The sequence below is a fragment of the Pseudomonas gingeri genome, from assembly GCF_013385635.1.
In the GTDB taxonomy this organism is placed as follows: Bacteria; Pseudomonadota; Gammaproteobacteria; order Pseudomonadales; family Pseudomonadaceae; genus Aquipseudomonas; species Aquipseudomonas gingeri_A.
Map to the genome: position 1 here is coordinate 228604 of NZ_JACAPR010000007.1, position 16932 is coordinate 245535.

The 16932-nt window shown below is 62.3% G+C and carries 13 protein-coding genes; 11 read left to right on the top strand and 2 right to left on the bottom strand.

What is annotated here, in order from left to right; genetic code table 11:
* Window positions 1-38: 38 nt before the first annotated feature.
* From prpC to prpD, 4 genes are all read left to right on the top strand, one after another.
* Window positions 39-1166 carry a bifunctional 2-methylcitrate synthase/citrate synthase gene (gene prpC, locus HX851_RS34670; RefSeq protein ID WP_177064240.1) on the top strand — a complete coding sequence of 376 codons (1128 nt, stop codon included), beginning with the start codon at window positions 39-41 and terminating at the stop codon, window positions 1164-1166.
* 203 nt (window positions 1167-1369) lie between these two features.
* On the top strand, window positions 1370-3964 hold the full coding sequence (gene acnD, locus HX851_RS34675) for a Fe/S-dependent 2-methylisocitrate dehydratase AcnD (protein WP_177064241.1): 2595 nt from the start codon (window positions 1370-1372) through the stop codon (window positions 3962-3964).
* A gap of 160 nt (window positions 3965-4124) precedes the next feature.
* Entirely contained in the window at window positions 4125-5315 is a 1191-nt protein-coding gene (gene prpF / locus HX851_RS34680; protein WP_177057584.1) for a 2-methylaconitate cis-trans isomerase PrpF, read from the top strand.
* Window positions 5316-5535: 220 nt separating this feature from the next.
* Complete coding sequence (prpD, locus tag HX851_RS34685) at window positions 5536-7020, top strand: 2-methylcitrate dehydratase (RefSeq protein WP_177064242.1); 1485 nt, start codon at window positions 5536-5538, stop codon at window positions 7018-7020.
* A 159-nt stretch (window positions 7021-7179) separates the two neighbouring features.
* Here the strand turns inward: prpD and HX851_RS34690 are convergent, their stop codons facing one another.
* A complete protein-coding gene (locus HX851_RS34690; RefSeq protein WP_177064243.1) occupies window positions 7180-8121 on the bottom strand; it encodes a DMT family transporter in 942 nt (313 codons plus the stop codon).
* Window positions 8122-8213: 92 nt separating this feature from the next.
* On the opposite strand from HX851_RS34690, the gene HX851_RS34695 reads away from it, so the two are divergent.
* Window positions 8214-9641, top strand: coding sequence for an aminotransferase-like domain-containing protein (locus tag HX851_RS34695; RefSeq protein ID WP_501037608.1), 1428 nt, complete (start codon window positions 8214-8216; stop codon window positions 9639-9641).
* Here the strand turns inward: HX851_RS34695 and ppsR are convergent.
* Window positions 9634-10452 carry a posphoenolpyruvate synthetase regulatory kinase/phosphorylase PpsR gene (ppsR, locus tag HX851_RS34700; protein ID WP_177057581.1) on the bottom strand — a complete coding sequence of 273 codons (819 nt, stop codon included), beginning with the start codon at window positions 10450-10452 and terminating at the stop codon, window positions 9634-9636. The genes HX851_RS34695 and ppsR overlap by 8 nt on opposite strands.
* 176 nt (window positions 10453-10628) lie before the next feature.
* Between ppsR and ppsA the strand changes: the two genes are divergently transcribed.
* The 6 genes from ppsA to HX851_RS34730 all read left to right on the top strand — a co-directional run bounded on the left by ppsA (window position 10629) and on the right by HX851_RS34730 (window position 16911).
* The gene (gene ppsA, locus HX851_RS34705) at window positions 10629-13004 is read left to right on the top strand and encodes a phosphoenolpyruvate synthase (RefSeq protein ID WP_177057580.1); all 2376 of its coding nucleotides are present in this window, start codon (window positions 10629-10631) and stop codon (window positions 13002-13004) included.
* A gap of 104 nt (window positions 13005-13108) precedes the next feature.
* Complete coding sequence (locus HX851_RS34710; RefSeq protein WP_177057579.1) at window positions 13109-14098, top strand: alpha/beta fold hydrolase; 990 nt, start codon at window positions 13109-13111, stop codon at window positions 14096-14098.
* Window positions 14099-14257: 159 nt separating this feature from the next.
* Window positions 14258-14749 (top strand): ribonuclease E activity regulator RraA, encoded by a 492-nt coding sequence (gene rraA, locus HX851_RS34715; RefSeq protein WP_017128051.1) that lies wholly within the window; start codon window positions 14258-14260, stop codon window positions 14747-14749.
* 29 nt (window positions 14750-14778) lie between these two features.
* Window positions 14779-15774 carry a divalent cation transporter CmaX gene (gene cmaX / locus HX851_RS34720; RefSeq protein ID WP_177057578.1) on the top strand — a complete coding sequence of 332 codons (996 nt, stop codon included), beginning with the start codon at window positions 14779-14781 and terminating at the stop codon, window positions 15772-15774.
* Between the two features lie 58 nt (window positions 15775-15832).
* Window positions 15833-16084 carry a CrfX protein gene (locus HX851_RS34725; protein ID WP_370590479.1) on the top strand — a complete coding sequence of 84 codons (252 nt, stop codon included), beginning with the start codon at window positions 15833-15835 and terminating at the stop codon, window positions 16082-16084.
* A gap of 2 nt (window positions 16085-16086) precedes the next feature.
* On the top strand, window positions 16087-16911 hold the full coding sequence (locus HX851_RS34730) for a mechanosensitive ion channel family protein (protein ID WP_042936161.1): 825 nt from the start codon (window positions 16087-16089) through the stop codon (window positions 16909-16911).
* Window positions 16912-16932 lie beyond the last annotated feature (21 nt).

Genomic DNA, 16932 nt, shown 5'->3' on the forward strand with positions numbered 1-16932 from the left:
TGCCAGGTTCCGAATAAATTCAAGAATTGGAGAGAGCAATGGCTGAAGCAAAAGTACTGAGTGGCGCCGGCCTGCGTGGCCAGGTGGCCGGGCAGACGGCCTTGTCCACCGTGGGCCAGGCCGGTGCCGGCCTGACCTATCGCGGTTATGACGTGCGTGAACTGGCCGCCGACGCGCGCTTTGAAGAAGTCGCCTACCTGCTGCTATACGGCGATCTGCCGAGCCAGGCCCAACTGAGCGCCTATATGGACAAGCTGCGCACCCTGCGCGACTTGCCCCAGGCCCTGAAGGAAGTGCTGGAGCGGATCCCCGCCGACGCCCATCCGATGGACGTGATGCGCACCGGCTGCTCGTTCCTCGGCAATATCGAGCCCGAAGGCGACTTCTCCCGCCAGCACGAAGCCACCGACCGGCTGCTGGCCGCGTTCCCGGCGATCATGTGCTACTGGTATCGTTTCAGCCACGAAGGCCTGCGCATCGACTGCGTGACCGACGAGGCTTCCATCGGCGGGCATTTCCTCCACCTGCTGCACGGCAAGGCGCCGAGCGAGCTGCACCGCAAGGTGATGGACGTGTCGTTGATCCTCTACGCGGAGCACGAGTTCAACGCCTCGACTTTCACCGCGCGGGTCTGTGCCTCGACCCTGTCCGACCTGTTCTCCTGTGTCACCGCGGCCATCGGTTCCCTGCGCGGGCCGCTGCACGGCGGCGCGAACGAGGCGGCCATGGAAATGATCGAGCGTTTCGGCTCGCCGCAGGAGGCCGTCGAAGGCACTCTCGGCATGTTGGCGCGCAAGGACAAGATCATGGGCTTCGGCCATGCGATCTACAAAGACAACGATCCGCGCAATGAGGTGATCAAGGGCTGGTCGAAAAAGCTTGCCGACGAGGTCGGCGACACCGTGCTGTTCCCGGTTTCCGAAGCCATCGACAAGACCATGTGGGAACAGAAGAAGCTGTTCCCCAACGCCGATTTCTACCATGCCTCGGCGTACCACTTCATGGGTATCCCGACCAAGCTGTTCACGCCGATCTTCGTCTGCTCGCGCCTGACCGGCTGGGCGGCGCACGTGTTCGAGCAGCGTGCCAACAACCGCATCATCCGTCCGAGCGCCGAATACACCGGCGTCGAGCAGCGCAAGTTCGTGCCAATCGAACAACGCTGAATGGCGAGGGCTGACACAGGGGTCTGAAGTTCACCAGGATTCCTGTGGGAGCGGGCTTGCCCGCGATGACCGAGTCACATCCGACAGTGATGTCGACTGACCTGGCGCTGTCGCGGGCGAGCCCGCTCCCACAGTGGGTTGTGTTCACTTCAGGTCTGGTGCCAGGCCCCACCCTTTGTAACTACCGTGATCGAGTCCTGACGATGAACACTCAATACCGTAAACCGCTGCCCGGCAGCCATCTGGATTTCTTCGACGCCCGTGCGGCAGTCGATGCCATCCAGCCCGGGGCCTACGACAGCCTGCCCTACACATCCCGGGTGCTCGCCGAAAACCTGGTGCGGCGCTGCGACCCGGCGACGCTCACCGATTCCCTCAGGCAACTGATCGAACGCAAGCGCGACCTGGATTTTCCCTGGTTCCCGGCCCGTGTGGTCTGCCATGACATTCTCGGCCAGACCGCCCTGGTGGACCTCGCCGGCCTGCGTGACGCCATCGCTTCCCAGGGGGGGGATCCGGCCCAGGTCAACCCGGTGGTGCCGACCCAACTGATCGTCGACCATTCCCTGGCCGTGGAGTGCGGCGGTTTCGATCCGGATGCCTTCACCAAGAACCGCGCCATCGAAGACCGTCGCAACGAAGACCGCTTCCACTTTATCGACTGGACCAAGAAGGCTTTCAAGAACGTCGATGTGATCCCGCCGGGCAACGGCATCATGCACCAGATCAACCTGGAGAAAATGTCCCCGGTGATCCAGGCGCGTGACGGCGTGGCCTTTCCCGATACCTGTGTCGGCACCGACAGTCACACGCCTCACGTCGATGCACTGGGGGTGATCGCCATCGGTGTCGGCGGCCTCGAAGCCGAGAGCGTGATGCTTGGCCGCGCGTCGTGGATGCGCCTGCCGGAAAGCGTCGGCGTCGAACTGACCGGCAAGCTGCAACCGGGCATCACCGCCACCGACATGGTGCTGGCGCTGACCGAGTTCCTGCGCAAGCAGAAAGTCGTCGGTGCGTGGCTGGAGTTCTTCGGCGAGGGCGCTTCGGCGCTGACCCTGGGCGACCGCGCGACCATCTCCAACATGGCTCCGGAGTACGGCGCCACGGCGGCGATGTTCTATATCGACCGGCAGACTATCGACTACCTGAAACTCACCGGTCGTGAAGACGCCCAGGTGCAACTGGTCGAGAGCTACGCCAAGCTGACCGGCCTGTGGGCCGACAGCCTCAAGGATGCGCGGTACGAGCGCGACCTGCAGTTCGACCTGTCTTCGGTGGTGCGCAACATGGCCGGTCCCAGCAACCCGCACGCCCGTGTCGCCACCAGCGACCTGGCGGCCAAGGGCATTGCCGGCCAGTGGAGCGATGTACCGGGGCAGATGCCCGACGGCGCGGTGATCATCGCCGCCATCACCAGTTGCACCAATACCAGCAACCCGCGCAACGTGATCGCCGCGGGCCTGCTGGCGCGCAACGCGAACAGACTCGGCCTGACCCGTAAACCATGGGTCAAGTCGTCGCTGGCGCCGGGCTCCAAGACCGTGGCGCTGTACCTGGACGAAGCCGGGTTGACCGACGAACTGGAGCAACTGGGCTTTGGCGTGGTGGCGTTTGCCTGTACCACCTGCAACGGCATGTCCGGTGCGCTGGACCCGGTGATCCAGCAGGAAATCATCGACCGCGATCTCTATGCCACCGCCGTGCTGTCCGGCAACCGCAACTTCGACGGTCGTATCCATCCGTACGCCAGGCAGGCTTTCCTCGCATCGCCGCCGCTGGTGGTGGCCTATGCGATTGCCGGCACCATCCGCTTCGATATCGAGAAGGACGTGCTCGGCCTGGACGCCGAAGGCAAGGAAATCCGCCTCAAGGACCTCTGGCCGAGCGACGAGGAAATCGACGCGGTGGTCAAGGCTTCGGTGAAGCCGGAGCAGTTCCGCCAGGTCTATATCCCGATGTTCGCCATCCACGAAGACACCGGGCCCAAGGTCACGCCGCTGTACGACTGGCGGCCGACGAGCACCTATATCCGCCGTCCGCCTTACTGGGAAGGCGCCCTGGCCGGTGCGCGGCCGCTCAAGGGCATGCGTCCTCTGGCGGTGCTGCCGGACAACATCACCACTGATCACCTGTCGCCGTCCAACGCCATCATGCGGGGCAGCGCGGCCGGCGAGTACCTGGCGAAAATGGGTTTGCCGGAAGAGGACTTCAACTCCTACGCCACCCATCGCGGCGACCATCTCACCGCGCAGCGCGCGACCTTCGCCAACCCGAAGCTGTTCAACGAAATGGTCGTGGAAAACGGCAAGGTCAAGCAGGGTTCCCTGGCGCGGGTCGAGCCTGAAGGCCAGGTCATGCGCATGTGGGAAGCCATCGAAACCTACCTGGAACGCAAGCAGCCGCTGATCATCATTGCCGGTGCCGACTACGGCCAGGGTTCGTCCCGTGACTGGGCGGCCAAGGGCGTGCGCCTGGCCGGGGTCGAGGCGATCGCCGCCGAAGGCTTCGAGCGCATTCATCGCACCAACCTGGTGGGCATGGGCGTGTTGCCGCTGGAGTTCCTGCCGGGCACCGATCGCAAGACCCTGGGTATCGACGGTACCGAGACCTTCGATGTGCTCGGCGAGCGCACACCGCGGGCGATCCTGACCCTGGTGATCCAGCGCCGGAACGGCGAGCGTGTCGACGTGCCGGTGACCTGCCGCCTGGATACCGCCGAAGAGGTCTCGATCTACGAGGCCGGCGGTGTCCTGCAGCGTTTTGCCCAGGACTTCCTCCAATCGGCCACGGCCGGCTAGACAAAACAGGGTGATCGTTCCCACGCTCTGCGTGGGAACGCAGCCCGTGACGCTCCGCGTCACTTGCAGAGCGGACGCGGAGCGTCCCATGAGGCGTTCCCACGCTGGAGCGTGGGAACGATCGATCAAGTATATGTATTCAGACTTCGCAGGAGCTTTCATGGCCCATGCAGCGCAAATCAGGATTCCCGCCACCTATATGCGTGGCGGTACCAGCAAAGGGGTGTTCTTCAACCTCGAGGACCTGCCAGAAGCGGCACAACTGCCCGGCGCGGCGCGGGATGCGTTGCTGCTGCGGGTGATCGGCAGCCCCGATCCCTATGAGAAACAGATCGACGGCATGGGCGGGGCGACCTCCAGCACCAGCAAGACGGTGATCCTGTCCAGGAGCATCAAGGCCGGCCACGATGTCGACTATCTGTTCGGCCAGGTCTCCATCGACAAGCCGTTTATCGACTGGAGCGGCAACTGCGGCAACCTGTCGGCGGCGGTCGGTTCGTTCGCCATCAGCACCGGCCTGGTGGATGCCGCGCGCATTCCGCGCAATGGCATGGCGGTGGTGCGGATCTGGCAGGTGAATATCGGCAAGACCATCATTGCCCATGTACCGATTACCGAGGGTCAGGTCCAGGAAACCGGCGATTTCGAACTCGACGGCGTGACCTTTCCCGCCGCTGAAGTGCAACTCGAGTTCATGGACCCGGCGGCCGAGGAAGAGGGCGCGGGCGGTTCGATGTTTCCCACCGGCAATCTGGTGGATGACCTCGAAGTACCGGGTGTCGGCACCTTCAAGGCGACCCTTATCAACGCCGGCATCCCGACCATCTTCGTCAACGCGGCGGATATCGGCTATACCGGCAGTGAACTACAGGGCGATATCAACGGCGACCCCAAGGCCCTGGCGATGTTCGAGACGATCCGCGCCTACGGTGCGTTGCGCATGGGCCTGATCGCCCATCTCGACGAGGCGGCCAAGCGTCAGCACACGCCGAAGGTGGCCTTTGTCGCGCCGCCGGCGAGCTATACCGCGTCAAGTGGCAAGCCGGTGGCGGCGGGTGACCTCGACCTGCTGGTGCGGGCGTTGTCCATGGGCAAGCTGCACCACGCGATGATGGGCACGGCGGCCGTGGCCATCGGCACGGCGGCGGCTATTCCCGGCACCCTGGTCAACCTGGCGGCGGGCGGTGGCGCGCGCGGTTCGGTGCGCTTCGGGCATCCGTCGGGCGCCCTGCGTGTCGGTGCCGAAGCGACCCTGGTCGACGGTGAGTGGAGCGTGGTCAAGGCCATCATGAGTCGCAGTGCGCGGGTGCTGATGGAAGGCTGGGTGCGTGTGCCCGGCGATGCCTTCTGAGGGCTCGGGATTTTGTGGTGAAGCACAAAACTTGTGGGAGCCGGCTTGCCGGCGATGATGGCCGATCAGGCAATGCAGGGCTCGCGGGCCCCATCGCCAGCAAGCCGGCTCCTACATGAAAGCGCACCGCCCGGAATAATAAATCGTTTGATAAACCGTTATCAGTCTTGAACCCGAGGCCCGAACCGACCCCATGCACCGCTAGCGGAGTGAATCGAAGATGAGCGCCAACGTTGATCTGAACAACCGTCCCGACTACGACCAGGTCCTGCAGGACATCGCCGACTACGTGCTCGATTACCGCATCGAGTCCGCGCAGGCGCTGGATACCGCACGCAACTGCCTGATGGATACCCTCGGCTGCGGCATGCTTGCCCTGCGCTTTCCCGAGTGCACCAAGCACCTGGGGCCGTTGGTGGAGGGCACGGTGGTGCCGTTCGGCGCCCGTGTGCCGGGAACCGGTTTTCGCCTGGACCCGGTCAAGGCCGCCTGGGATATCGGCTGTATCGTCCGCTGGCTCGACTATAACGACACCTGGCTGGCAGCCGAGTGGGGCCACCCTTCGGATAACCTCGGCGGGATTCTCGCGGTGGCCGATCATCTGTCACAGAAGCGCCTGGCCAACGGCGAGGCGCCGCTGACCGTGCGCACGGTGCTGGAAGCGATGATCATGGCCCACGAGATCCAGGGGGTGATCGCCCTGGAAAACTCGTTCAACCGGGTCGGTCTCGATCATGTGCTGCTGGTGAAAGTCGCTTCCACGGCGGTCACCGCCAGATTGATGGGCGCCAGTCGTGAGCAGTTGCTGGCGGCGCTGTCCCATGCCTTTGTCGATGGCCAGGCATTGCGTACCTATCGTCATGCGCCGAATGCCGGTTCACGCAAATCCTGGGCGGCAGGGGATGCCACCAGCCGAGGCGTACGCCTTGCGGATATCGCCCTGCGTGGGGAAATGGGCATTCCCGGGGTATTGAGCGCGCCGCAATGGGGTTTCTACGACGTGCTGTTCAGCCACACCAACAAGGACCTGGCGCTCAAGCCCGAGGACAAGCGCGCTTTCAGCCTGTCCCGGGAATACGGCAGCTATGTCATGGAAAACGTGCTGTTCAAGATCAGCTTCCCGGCCGAGTTCCATGCCCAGACCGCCTGCGAGGCGGCGGTGACCCTGCATCCGCTGGTCAGGAACCGCTTGCACGAGATCGACCGGATCGTCATCACCACCCATGAATCGGCGATCCGCATCATTTCCAAGGTCGGCCCGTTGGCCAATGCCGCGGACCGTGACCACTGCCTCCAGTACATGACGGCGGTGCCGCTGGCTTTCGGCAATCTGGTGGCCGAGCACTACGAGGATGATTTCCACGTGGCCCATCCGATCATCGATGTGCTGCGCGAGAAGATGCTGATAGTCGAAGAGCCGCGCTACACCCGCGAATATCTGGAGGCCGACAAACGCTCGATCGCCAATGCCGTGCAGGTGTTCTTCAAGGATGGCAGTGCCACCGAACAGGTGGTGGTGGAGTACCCGATCGGCCATCGCCGCCGCCGGGCCGAGGGCATCCCGTTGCTGGAGGACAAGTTCAGGGCCAACCTGGCGACGCGCTTCACCGCCCAGCGCAGCAACGAAATCCTTGCCCTGTGCAAGGACCCGGCACGCCTGGAGGCAACGCCGGTGCAGCGTTTTGTCGAGCTGTTCGTGATCTAGACGCCGGCTTGATCATGCGGTGTCCATACCGACCTCATCGCCGGCAAGCCAGCTCCCACAACGACCGTGTACGCCCTGGGAAGTCCGGGTGTACGCCGTACCGTAGGAGCCGGCTTGCCGGCGATGGGGCCCTGGAGAGCGCCGCAAGGCCCGAGGGCGTCACCGGGCCGCCAGGTATTTCTCCAGCGGCAACTTGGTGATCGCAAAGCCGACCAGCAGGGTCGCCGAATACAGCATCAGGTCCCGGGATACCGGCAGGTCTTCGTACCAGGCGCCGATCAGCACGGCGAACACCGGGAAGATGATGAAGACGAACGACAGGATCACCGGGCTCAGCCGCTTGAGCAGCAGGAAATAGACGAGAAAGCCGCCGACCGACGCCACCAGCCCCAGGTAGAACAGCGCACCCCACGAACGTGGGGTGATCTCGCTGAACTGCGGCGACTCGAGCCCCAGCCCCGCGACAAACAGCATCAGGCCGGCAATGCCGATGGGCAGGGTGTTGTAGGTGATCACGCTGATGGCCTGGCCCTTCTGCTTGGTGATCACGTAGCACAAGGCGTGCATCACCGCTGTCGCCAGGATCGCCAGCACCCCGAACAACTCGGCGTGATCCAGGCGCAGGCCCTGGCTGCGCAGGATCATGAACAGGCTGGCAAACCCCACGACAATTCCGAAGACCTGGGACAGATAGATCTTTTCCCGCAGGAACAGCGCCGAGAAAATCAGGATGAACACCGGCATGCAACTGAACAGCAGTGCGGTCAGACCCGAGGAAACATGCTGTTCACCGTAGTTCAGCAGGTAATACGGCAGGCTGAAGTAGCAGAGGGTGACGAACACGAAGAAGCCGCGGCGTTCCCGGGGAAAATACAGGGGCTCACGGCGCCAGGCGGCAAAGCCGAGGAACAGCGGGAAGGCGATCAGGAAGCGCAGTCCGGCGGCAGTCAACGGCGGCACGCTTTCCACGGCGATCTTGATCCCCAGCCAGGTGGTGCCCCAGCACAGACAGACAATCAGGAACAACACGCTGGTCAGCAGGGCGGTGAGATAGCGGCGCTGTTCGACCCGGGGCAAGGCAAGGTTGGCTGAAATTGACATGGTGTCATTCCTGCAAAAAATAGCGTGAATAAACCTTTCAATCGGCTAATATGGCCCATTGATTGGGTGAATTCACAGTATTGAGGTCGCCAGTGGCTGTCAAAAACTATAACGACATGGTGTCAATGTTGCGCTCCGGACTGCTGGACGGCCAGGGCCTCAAGTACAAGCGCATCAGTGATGTGATCGAGCGGGGCATCGAAGAAGGTGTCATTGCACCCGGCACCAAGCTGCCGCCCCATCGGCGCCTGTCCGACCAACTGGGTGTGACGGTGGCTACCGTCAGTCGCGCCTATGGTGAGCTGGAACGCCTGGGGCGGGTGGTGGCGCGGATCGGCGACGGCACCTTTGTCCGTGATCGTGCCCGCGAGCAGCAGCGCGACCGTGGTTTTCGCCATCCCAGCGAGGGCGTCCACGAGTATTTCGACATGAGCCGCAACACGCATATTCCCGGTGCCGAGGCGGAGTGCTTTGCCCGCAGCCTGCAGGCCCTGGCGAGTGATCCGCAGGTGATCGCCGCGTTGGCCAATTATGCACCGGAGGTCGGCTTCGAACGGCATCGCCAGGCGGGTGCCCAATGGTTGAGCCATGGCGGGTTTGTCGCCAGTGCGCAGCAGGTGGTTTGCGTCAACGGCGGCCAGCACGGCTTGCTCAGTGCGTTGCTCGGGTTGTTGAAGTCGGGGGACACGCTGGTCACGGAAAATCTGAGCTATCCGGGCCTGATCAGTGCGGCGCGGTTGCTGGGGATTCGCCTGATCGGCGCCGAAATGGATGCCGAGGGGCTGCTGCCGCAGGCGGTCGAAGAGGCATGCCGCGCTCATCGGATTTCAGCCTTGTACTGCACGCCGACCTTGCAGAACCCGATCGCCAGTGTGCAATCGTCCGAGCGACGCCAGGCGCTGGTCGAGGTCTGTCGTCGGCACAACCTGCTGATTATCGAAGATGAGACCCATGGTGTGCTGGTCCAGGACCGGCCGGAGCCGCTGAGCTTCTTCGCCCCGGAGCGCACTATCCTGATCGGCAGCCTGAGCAAGGCGGTGGCCGCCGGACTGCGGGTCGGCTATGTGCATGGGCCGCAGGCGCTGATCGGGCGACTGGCCGGTGGCCTGCGTGCCAGTTGCTGGATGGCGACGCCATTGATGCACGAACTGGCGGCACAATGGATCGAAGACGGCGATGCCCAGGCGCTGCTGGCGCGGCAGGTGCTGGAGGTCAGTCGGCGCAAGGCGCTGGTCGAGGGGTTGCTGGCCGGGCTGGAGTATCGCACTCACCGCAATAGCCCGCATTTCTGGATCAGCGTCCCGCAATCCCTGCGCGCCTCGGAAGTGGAGTCGGCACTCAAGGAGCGGGGTTACCTGATCGCCACGGCGGAGGTCTTTGCCGTTGGCCATAGCGCGGCGGCGCAGTGCGTGCGAGCCAGTGTGTGCAACACCACGGGGGACGACCGGCAGTTGCAGGCCGGGTTCGAAACCCTGGCCCAGGTGCTGGGGCAGGAACAGGTGTCTGGCAAGGTTATTTGAAGCGCCGCTCCACGCCTTTTTCCACGAGGATCTTCGCCGAGATCTCTTCCACGGAAAAATGCGTGGAATTGATATGCGGGATATTTTCCCGGCGGAACAGGTTTTCCACTTCGCGCACTTCGAATTCGCACTGGGCGTAGCTCGAATAGCGGCTGTTGGGCTTGCGTTCGTTGCGGATCGCGGTCAGGCGGTCCGGGTCGATGGTCAGGCCGAACAGCTTGTGCTGGTGAGCGCGCAGGGCGGCCGGCAGTTGCAGGCGCTCCATGTCGTCCTCGGTCAGCGGGTAGTTGGCCGCGCGGATACCGAATTGCATCGCCATGTACAGGCAGGTCGGGGTCTTGCCGCAGCGCGACACGCCCACCAGGATCAGGTCGGCCTTGTCGTAGTAGTGGGTGCGGGCGCCGTCGTCGTTGTCGAGGGCGAAGTTCACCGCCTCGATGCGTTCCATGTAGTTGGAGTTGCCGCCGATGGAATGCGACTTGCCCACCGAGTAGGACGAGTGCTCGCTCAGTTCCTGCTCCAGCGGGGCGAGAAAGGTGGAAAAGATGTCGATCATGAAACCATTGGACGTTGCGAGGATCTCACGAATGTCCTGGTTGACGATGGTATCGAAGATGATCGGGCGAAATCCGTCCATTTCGGCGGCCTTGTTGATTTTCTGGACCATGGCCCGGGCTTTTTCAACGCTGTCGATATAAGGCTGCGTGGATTTGGCGAATGTGATGTTTTCGAATTGCGCCAACAGGCTTTGACCCAGGGTTTCGGCGGTGATGCCGGTGCCATCGGAGATAAAGAAAGCAGATCGTTTCATTTGCACCTTGGGCCTTAAGCTGATGACGATTCTTGGATATGATAGGCGCGATTTGCCAGTCTGGAATGGCTGGCATTCTCACTTATTTTCCAGGTCCAGGCCACATGGCGGATCAACCTGCCCATTAGAGCAGACCGCTCCTGAGCTTTTCCAACACAGTTAGTGGAGAGATCACCTTGGTAGAGTACGTAGTTTCCCTCGATAAGCTCGGCGTCCATGATGTAGAGCACGTAGGGGGCAAGAACGCATCCCTGGGCGAGATGATCAGTAACCTCGCGGGCGCCGGTGTGTCGGTCCCCGGCGGCTTTGCCACTACGGCTCAGGCGTATCGTGATTTTCTCGAACTCAGTGGCCTGAACGACCAGATCCACGCGGCGCTGGATGCGCTGGATGTGGACGACGTCAATGCCCTGGCGAAAACCGGCGCGCAGATCCGCCAGTGGATCATGGAGGCCGAGTTCCCCGAGAAGCTCAACGCCGAGATCCGTACCGCCTTCGCCACGCTGTCGGCGGGCAACCCGGACATGGCCGTGGCCGTGCGTTCCTCGGCCACCGCCGAAGACCTGCCGGACGCGTCCTTCGCCGGCCAGCAGGAAACCTTCCTGAACATCCGCGGCGTGGAAAACGTCATTCGTGCGGCCAAGGAAGTATTCGCCTCGTTGTTCAACGACCGTGCGATTTCCTACCGCGTGCACCAGGGCTTCGACCACAAGCTGGTGGCCCTGTCCGCCGGTGTGCAGCGCATGGTGCGTTCGGAAACCGGAACCGCCGGTGTGATGTTCACCCTCGACACCGAGTCGGGCTTCCGTGACGTGGTGTTCATTACCGGCGCCTACGGCCTGGGTGAAACCGTGGTCCAGGGCGCGGTGAACCCGGACGAGTTCTACGTCCACAAGGGCACCCTCGAAGCCGGTCGTCCGGCCATCCTGCGCCGCAACCTGGGCAGCAAGGCGATCAAGATGATCTACGGCGACGAGGCCAAGGCCGGTCGCTCGGTCAAGACCGTCGATGTCGACAAGGCCGACCGCGCGCGTTTCTGCCTGAGCGATGCCGAAGTCAGCGAGCTGGCCAAGCAGGCGATGATCATCGAGAAGCACTACAAGTGCCCGATGGACATCGAGTGGGCCAAGGACGGTGACGACGGCAAGCTGTACATCGTCCAGGCCCGTCCGGAAACCGTGAAGAGCCGTACCCAGGCCAACGTCATGGAGCGCTACCTGCTCAAGGAAACCGGCACCGTGCTGGTGGAAGGCCGTGCCATCGGCCAGCGCATCGGCGCCGGCAAGGTGCGGATCATCAAGGACGTCTCCGAGATGGACAAGGTCCAGGCCGGTGACGTGCTGGTCTCCGACATGACCGACCCGGACTGGGAACCGGTGATGAAGCGCGCCAGCGCCATCGTCACCAACCGTGGCGGGCGTACCTGTCACGCGGCGATCATCGCCCGTGAGCTGGGGATTCCCGCGGTCGTGGGTTGCGGCAATGCCACCGAACTGTTGAAAGACGGCCAGGGCGTGACCGTTTCCTGTGCCGAAGGCGATACCGGTTATATCTTCGAAGGCGAACTGGGCTTCGATATCAAGAAGAACTCCGTCGATGCCATGCCGGAGCTGCCGTTCAAGATCATGATGAACGTCGGCAACCCGGATCGTGCCTTCGACTTCGCGCAGTTGCCGAATGCCGGTGTGGGCCTGGCCCGCCTGGAGTTCATCATCAACCGCATGATCGGCGTGCACCCCAAGGCGCTGCTGAACTACGCCGGGCTGCCCCTGGAAATCAAGGAAAGTGTCGACAAGCGCATTGCCGGCTACGACGATCCGGTCGGCTTCTATGTCGAGAAGCTGGTCGAAGGCATCAGCACCCTGGCCGCCGCGTTCTGGCCGAAAAAGGTCATCGTGCGCCTGTCGGACTTCAAGTCCAACGAATATGCCAACCTGATCGGCGGCAAGCTCTACGAACCGGAAGAAGAAAACCCGATGCTGGGCTTCCGCGGTGCCTCGCGCTACATCAGCGAGTCGTTCCGCGATTGCTTCGAACTCGAGTGCCGTGCGCTCAAGCGCGTGCGCAATGAAATGGGCCTGACCAACGTCGAGATCATGGTGCCGTTCGTCCGTACCCTCGGCGAAGCTAGCCAGGTGGTCGATCTGCTGGCCGCCAACGGCCTGGCCCGCGGCCAGGACGGCCTGCGCGTGATCATGATGTGCGAACTGCCGTCCAACGCGATCCTGGCCGATGAGTTCCTCGAGTATTTCGACGGTTTTTCCATCGGTTCCAACGACCTGACCCAGCTGACCCTGGGCCTGGACCGCGATTCCGGGATCATCGCGCACCTGTTCGACGAGCGAAATCCCGCGGTCAAGAAGCTGCTGTCCAACGCCATCCAGGCGTGCAACAAGGCCGGCAAGTACATCGGCATCTGCGGCCAGGGGCCTTCCGATCACCCGGACCTGGCGCGCTGGTTGATGGAGCAGGGCATCGAAAGCGTGTCCCTGAACCCCGATAGCGTGCTGGAAACCTGGTTCTTCCTGGCTGAAGGCCAGGCCCAGGCCTGATTCACGTGAAATGAAATGCCTGCCGGCTTTTGAGCCGGCAGGCATTTTTGTGTGTATATAGGGCGAAGCCAGACAGGAGTCGCCCTTTTTTGTGCAAGAGCATTATGCAAAGCAGCAGCAATCTTTTTCCGGTGGCTTTGCTCAGCGCCGAGCGTCGTGGCGATCTGAGCGAAGACGTCTATCGTTTGAAACCGGGCAACAGTCCCGATGGCACGGTCGAACTGGCGGTCACCCGCCTGGGCCTGGCCGATGAGCCCGAAGTGCGTGGCGTGCCGGTCATTCTCCTGCATGGCAGTTTTTCCAACCGACGTTTCTGGTATTCCCCCAAGGGCATCGGCCTGGGCGCCTATCTGGCGCGTGCCGGGTTCGATGTGTGGATCGCGGAAATGCGCGGTCATGGGTTGTCCGTACGCAATCAGGACTATCGCAATAACCGCGTGGCCGATTACGCGCGCTACGATCTGCCGGCCCTCGGCGCCTTTGTCCGCGAGCAGAGCGGGCAGGTTCCCCACTGGATCGGCCATTCCCTGGGCGGCACGACCCTGGCGGCGGCTCTCGGCGGTCAGTACCTGGGGGCGCCGGCGGCGGCTTCAGTAGCGCTTTTCGGCTGCCAGGTCAGTCGTACCTATTGGCCGTTGAAGATTCCACCGGTGGAGTGGAGCGGGCGTTTGCTGCTCAAGCGCTTCGCCCACCTGTCCGGTTCGCGGCTCAAGCGGGGCCCGGAAGACGAGCCGATCGGCCTGGCCCTGGAAAGCATGCGCTGGCACGGTCTGTTCGGGCGTTTCGGCGACAAGGACCGCAATTGGTGGGATGGCCTGGCGGAAGTCGACGTACCAGTGCTGGCGGTGAGTGCCGCCGGTGATCACCAGGATCCGGACTGGGCCTGCCGCAAGCTGTTCGAGCAGATCGGCTCGCCACTCAAGCGCTTTATCTGCCTGGGGCGCAAGGCCGGATTCGGCTCGGATTTCGGTCATGTCGAGATGCTGGTCAGCAAGCCGGCGCAAGCCGAAGTCTGGCCGCTGGTGGCCGACTGGCTGGGTGATCAGGCGTCTTTTCTGCAGCCTGAGTCAGCCGAGGTTCAGCAAGCGCTCTAAGAAGGGCATTCCGCTTCGAAGTGGTAGCGGCTAAGATATGACGCATTGAGCGTTTCTGGTCATTGTCTAAACATTCGCCCGGGCGGAGCGTTTCTTCAAGCAAGCCGCCCTGGATTGTCGGTACACCGATCGTGTTCTCTCACCTACAGGAGTTTATCCATGAACCATTACGTCACTCCCGACCTGTGCGATGCCTATCCGGAGCTGGTGCAGGTGCTTGAACCGATGTTCAGCAACTTTGGTGGTCGAGACTCCTTTGGTGGCGAGATCGTGACCATCAAGTGCTTCGAGGACAACTCCCTGGTCAAGGATCAGGTCGAGCTCAAGGGCGCCGGCAAGGTGCTGGTGGTGGACGGTGGTGGTTCGCTGCGGCGGGCCTTGCTCGGCGACCTGCTCGCCGAAAAGGCCGCGAAGAACGGCTGGGAAGGGTTGGTGATCTACGGCTGTATCCGCGATGTCGACGTGATCGCGCAAACCGACCTGGGCGTGCAGGCCCTGGCCAGCCACCCGATGAAGACCGACAAGCGCGGCATCGGTGACCTGAACGTGCCCGTGACCTTTGCCGGCGTCACTTTCCGCCCGGGTGAATATGTCTATGCGGACAACAACGGGGTGATCGTCTCGCCCAGCCCGTTGCAGATGCCTGAGTAATTTTTCGAAATAAAATCACAGGGGTAAGGATGTTCGAGGAAGACAACGCGCAATGGGGGCTGGTCCATGCCCTGGTTCTCGATGGAAAGGGTGGTGCGCGCTCGATTGCTCGGACGGAGCTGGACGATCTGCAATTGCGGCCCGAGGAAAGTCTCTGGTTGCACTGGGATCGCAGCCATCCGCAAACCCGTACCTGGTTGCGTGCCTCCAGTGGCCTGAGCGAATTCAGCTGCGACCTGCTGCTGGAGGAAAACACCCGCCCACGCCTGCTGCCGTTGCCGGAGAGTGAATTGCTGCTGTTTTTGCGCGGCGTCAACCTCAACCCCGGTGCCGAGCCCGAGGACATGGTCTCGGTGCGGATCTTCGCCTCGGCCCAGCGGGTGATTTCCCTGCGCTTGCGACCCTTGCGCGCGACCGATGAGCTGCTGGTCCGGCTGGAGGAGGGCAAGGGGCCGAAAACCGCCTCGGAACTGATCCTCTACATGGCGCAATACCTGACGCTGAAAGTCCAGGATCTGGTCAGCGACCTCTCGGAAGTGGTCGATGACGAGGAAGAAAAAATAGATGCCGACGAACGGTATAGTCCCGAACATGGGGCGATTGTGCAGATACGTCGTCGAGCTGCCGGGCTGAAACGTTTCCTGGCCCCGCAGCGGGATATCTTCGGCCAGCTGACGCGTATCAAGTTGCCCTGGTTTGCCGGTGATGACGCCGATTACTGGAACGAACTGAACAACAGCCTGACCCGCTATCTCGAGGAGCTCGAATTGACCCGGGAGCGCGTGGGGCTTGTGCTGGAGGCCGAGGACCGGCGTCTGAGCGTGCGCATGAACAAGACCATGTATCGCTTCGGGATCATCACCGGGATCTTCCTGCCCATGAGCTTTCTCACCGGTTTGCTGGGGATCAATGTCGGTGGGATTCCCTGGTCCCAGGACCCCTATGGATTTGCCATCGCCTGCCTGTTGATCGTCGCCGTGGCGCTCGGGCAATGGTGGTTGTTTCGTCGTTTGCGCTGGCTGTGAAACATGTTTGATGTGACCCGGAAAATTCTGACCGCGTCTTTCCAAGACATTCCGAGAGGTGCGTATGCACGATCCGTTTGAACAGTCTCTGCGCGACATGCTCAAGGCCTCGCCGTCCACCCGTGACGACGATGCGTGCCTGGGGCGTGTCCTGAAAACCGCCAACCGCCAGGTCGGCGCGGGTGATCTCTTCAGTCTGCTGGGGCGTTGGCTGCAAGCGCTGATGATTGCCCTGAACAATGGATCGGCCCATGTCATGCCGGTTTCTCGTCGTACCCCTACTGCTCGCTCTGCGGATAAGGCTGATTGAATATGGAACTTGATCTCTGGACTCGGAGTCTGGTGGCGGCGATGACAGCGTTGTGGACGAAGGTTGCGAACTTCATTCCGAACCTGTTTGGCGCCCTGGTCGTGGTGCTGTTGGGTTTCGTGGTGGCCAAGCTGCTCGATACCCTGCTGTCCAAATTGCTTGCCAAACTGGGGCTGGATCGCCTCATGGGGGGCACCGGGCTGACCAAGTTGTTGAGTCGCGCGGGCATCCAGGTACCGATCTCGACCCTGATCGGCAAGATTGTCTATTGGTTCATTTTGCTGATTTTCCTGGTTTCTGCCGCCGAATCCCTTGGACTTGAGCGAGTTTCGGCTACGCTCGACATGCTGGCGCTGTATTTGCCGAAGGTATTCGGTGCGGCCCTGGTGCTGCTGGTGGGGGTATTGCTGGCGCAACTGGTCAATGGCCTGGTGCGCGGTGCCGCCGAAGGCGTGGGCCTGGACTACGCCAGTGGCCTGGGGCGGGTTGCCCAGGGGCTGGTGGTGATCATCAGCATTTCGGTGGCGATCAGCCAGTTGGAGGTCAAGACCGACCTGCTGAACCATGTGATCGTGATTGTGCTGATTACCGTTGGTCTGGCCGTTGCCTTGGCCATGGGCCTGGGCAGTCGGGAGATCGCCGGGCAGATTCTTGCGGGAATCTATGTGCGTGAGTTGTATCAGGTTGGGCAACAAGTGCGAGTTGGCGAGGTCGAAGGCCAGATCGAAGAGATCGGCACGGTTAAAACCACATTGCTGACCGATGAGGGTGAGCTAGTCTCTCTCTCCAATCGGATCCTGCTGGAACAGCATGTGAGTAGCCGCTAATCCGGCAAACCCTGCTAATGT

Excerpts from the sequence above, each read along its gene's own strand:
- prpF (WP_177057584.1), top strand. The coding sequence starts at position 4,125 with ATGGCCCATGCAGCGCAAATCAGGATTCCCGCCACCTATATGCGTGGC.
- prpD (WP_177064242.1), top strand. The coding sequence starts at position 5,536 with ATGAGCGCCAACGTTGATCTGAACAACCGTCCCGACTACGACCAGGTC.
- prpC (WP_177064240.1), top strand. The coding sequence starts at position 39 with ATGGCTGAAGCAAAAGTACTGAGTGGCGCCGGCCTGCGTGGCCAGGTG.
- cmaX (WP_177057578.1), top strand. The coding sequence starts at position 14,779 with ATGTTCGAGGAAGACAACGCGCAATGGGGGCTGGTCCATGCCCTGGTT.
- HX851_RS34690 (WP_177064243.1), bottom strand. The coding sequence starts at position 8,121 with ATGTCAATTTCAGCCAACCTTGCCTTGCCCCGGGTCGAACAGCGCCGC.
- HX851_RS34710 (WP_177057579.1), top strand. The coding sequence starts at position 13,109 with ATGCAAAGCAGCAGCAATCTTTTTCCGGTGGCTTTGCTCAGCGCCGAG.
- rraA (WP_017128051.1), top strand. The coding sequence starts at position 14,258 with ATGAACCATTACGTCACTCCCGACCTGTGCGATGCCTATCCGGAGCTG.
- ppsR (WP_177057581.1), bottom strand. The coding sequence starts at position 10,452 with ATGAAACGATCTGCTTTCTTTATCTCCGATGGCACCGGCATCACCGCC.
- HX851_RS34730 (WP_042936161.1), top strand. The coding sequence starts at position 16,087 with ATGGAACTTGATCTCTGGACTCGGAGTCTGGTGGCGGCGATGACAGCG.
- acnD (WP_177064241.1), top strand. The coding sequence starts at position 1,370 with ATGAACACTCAATACCGTAAACCGCTGCCCGGCAGCCATCTGGATTTC.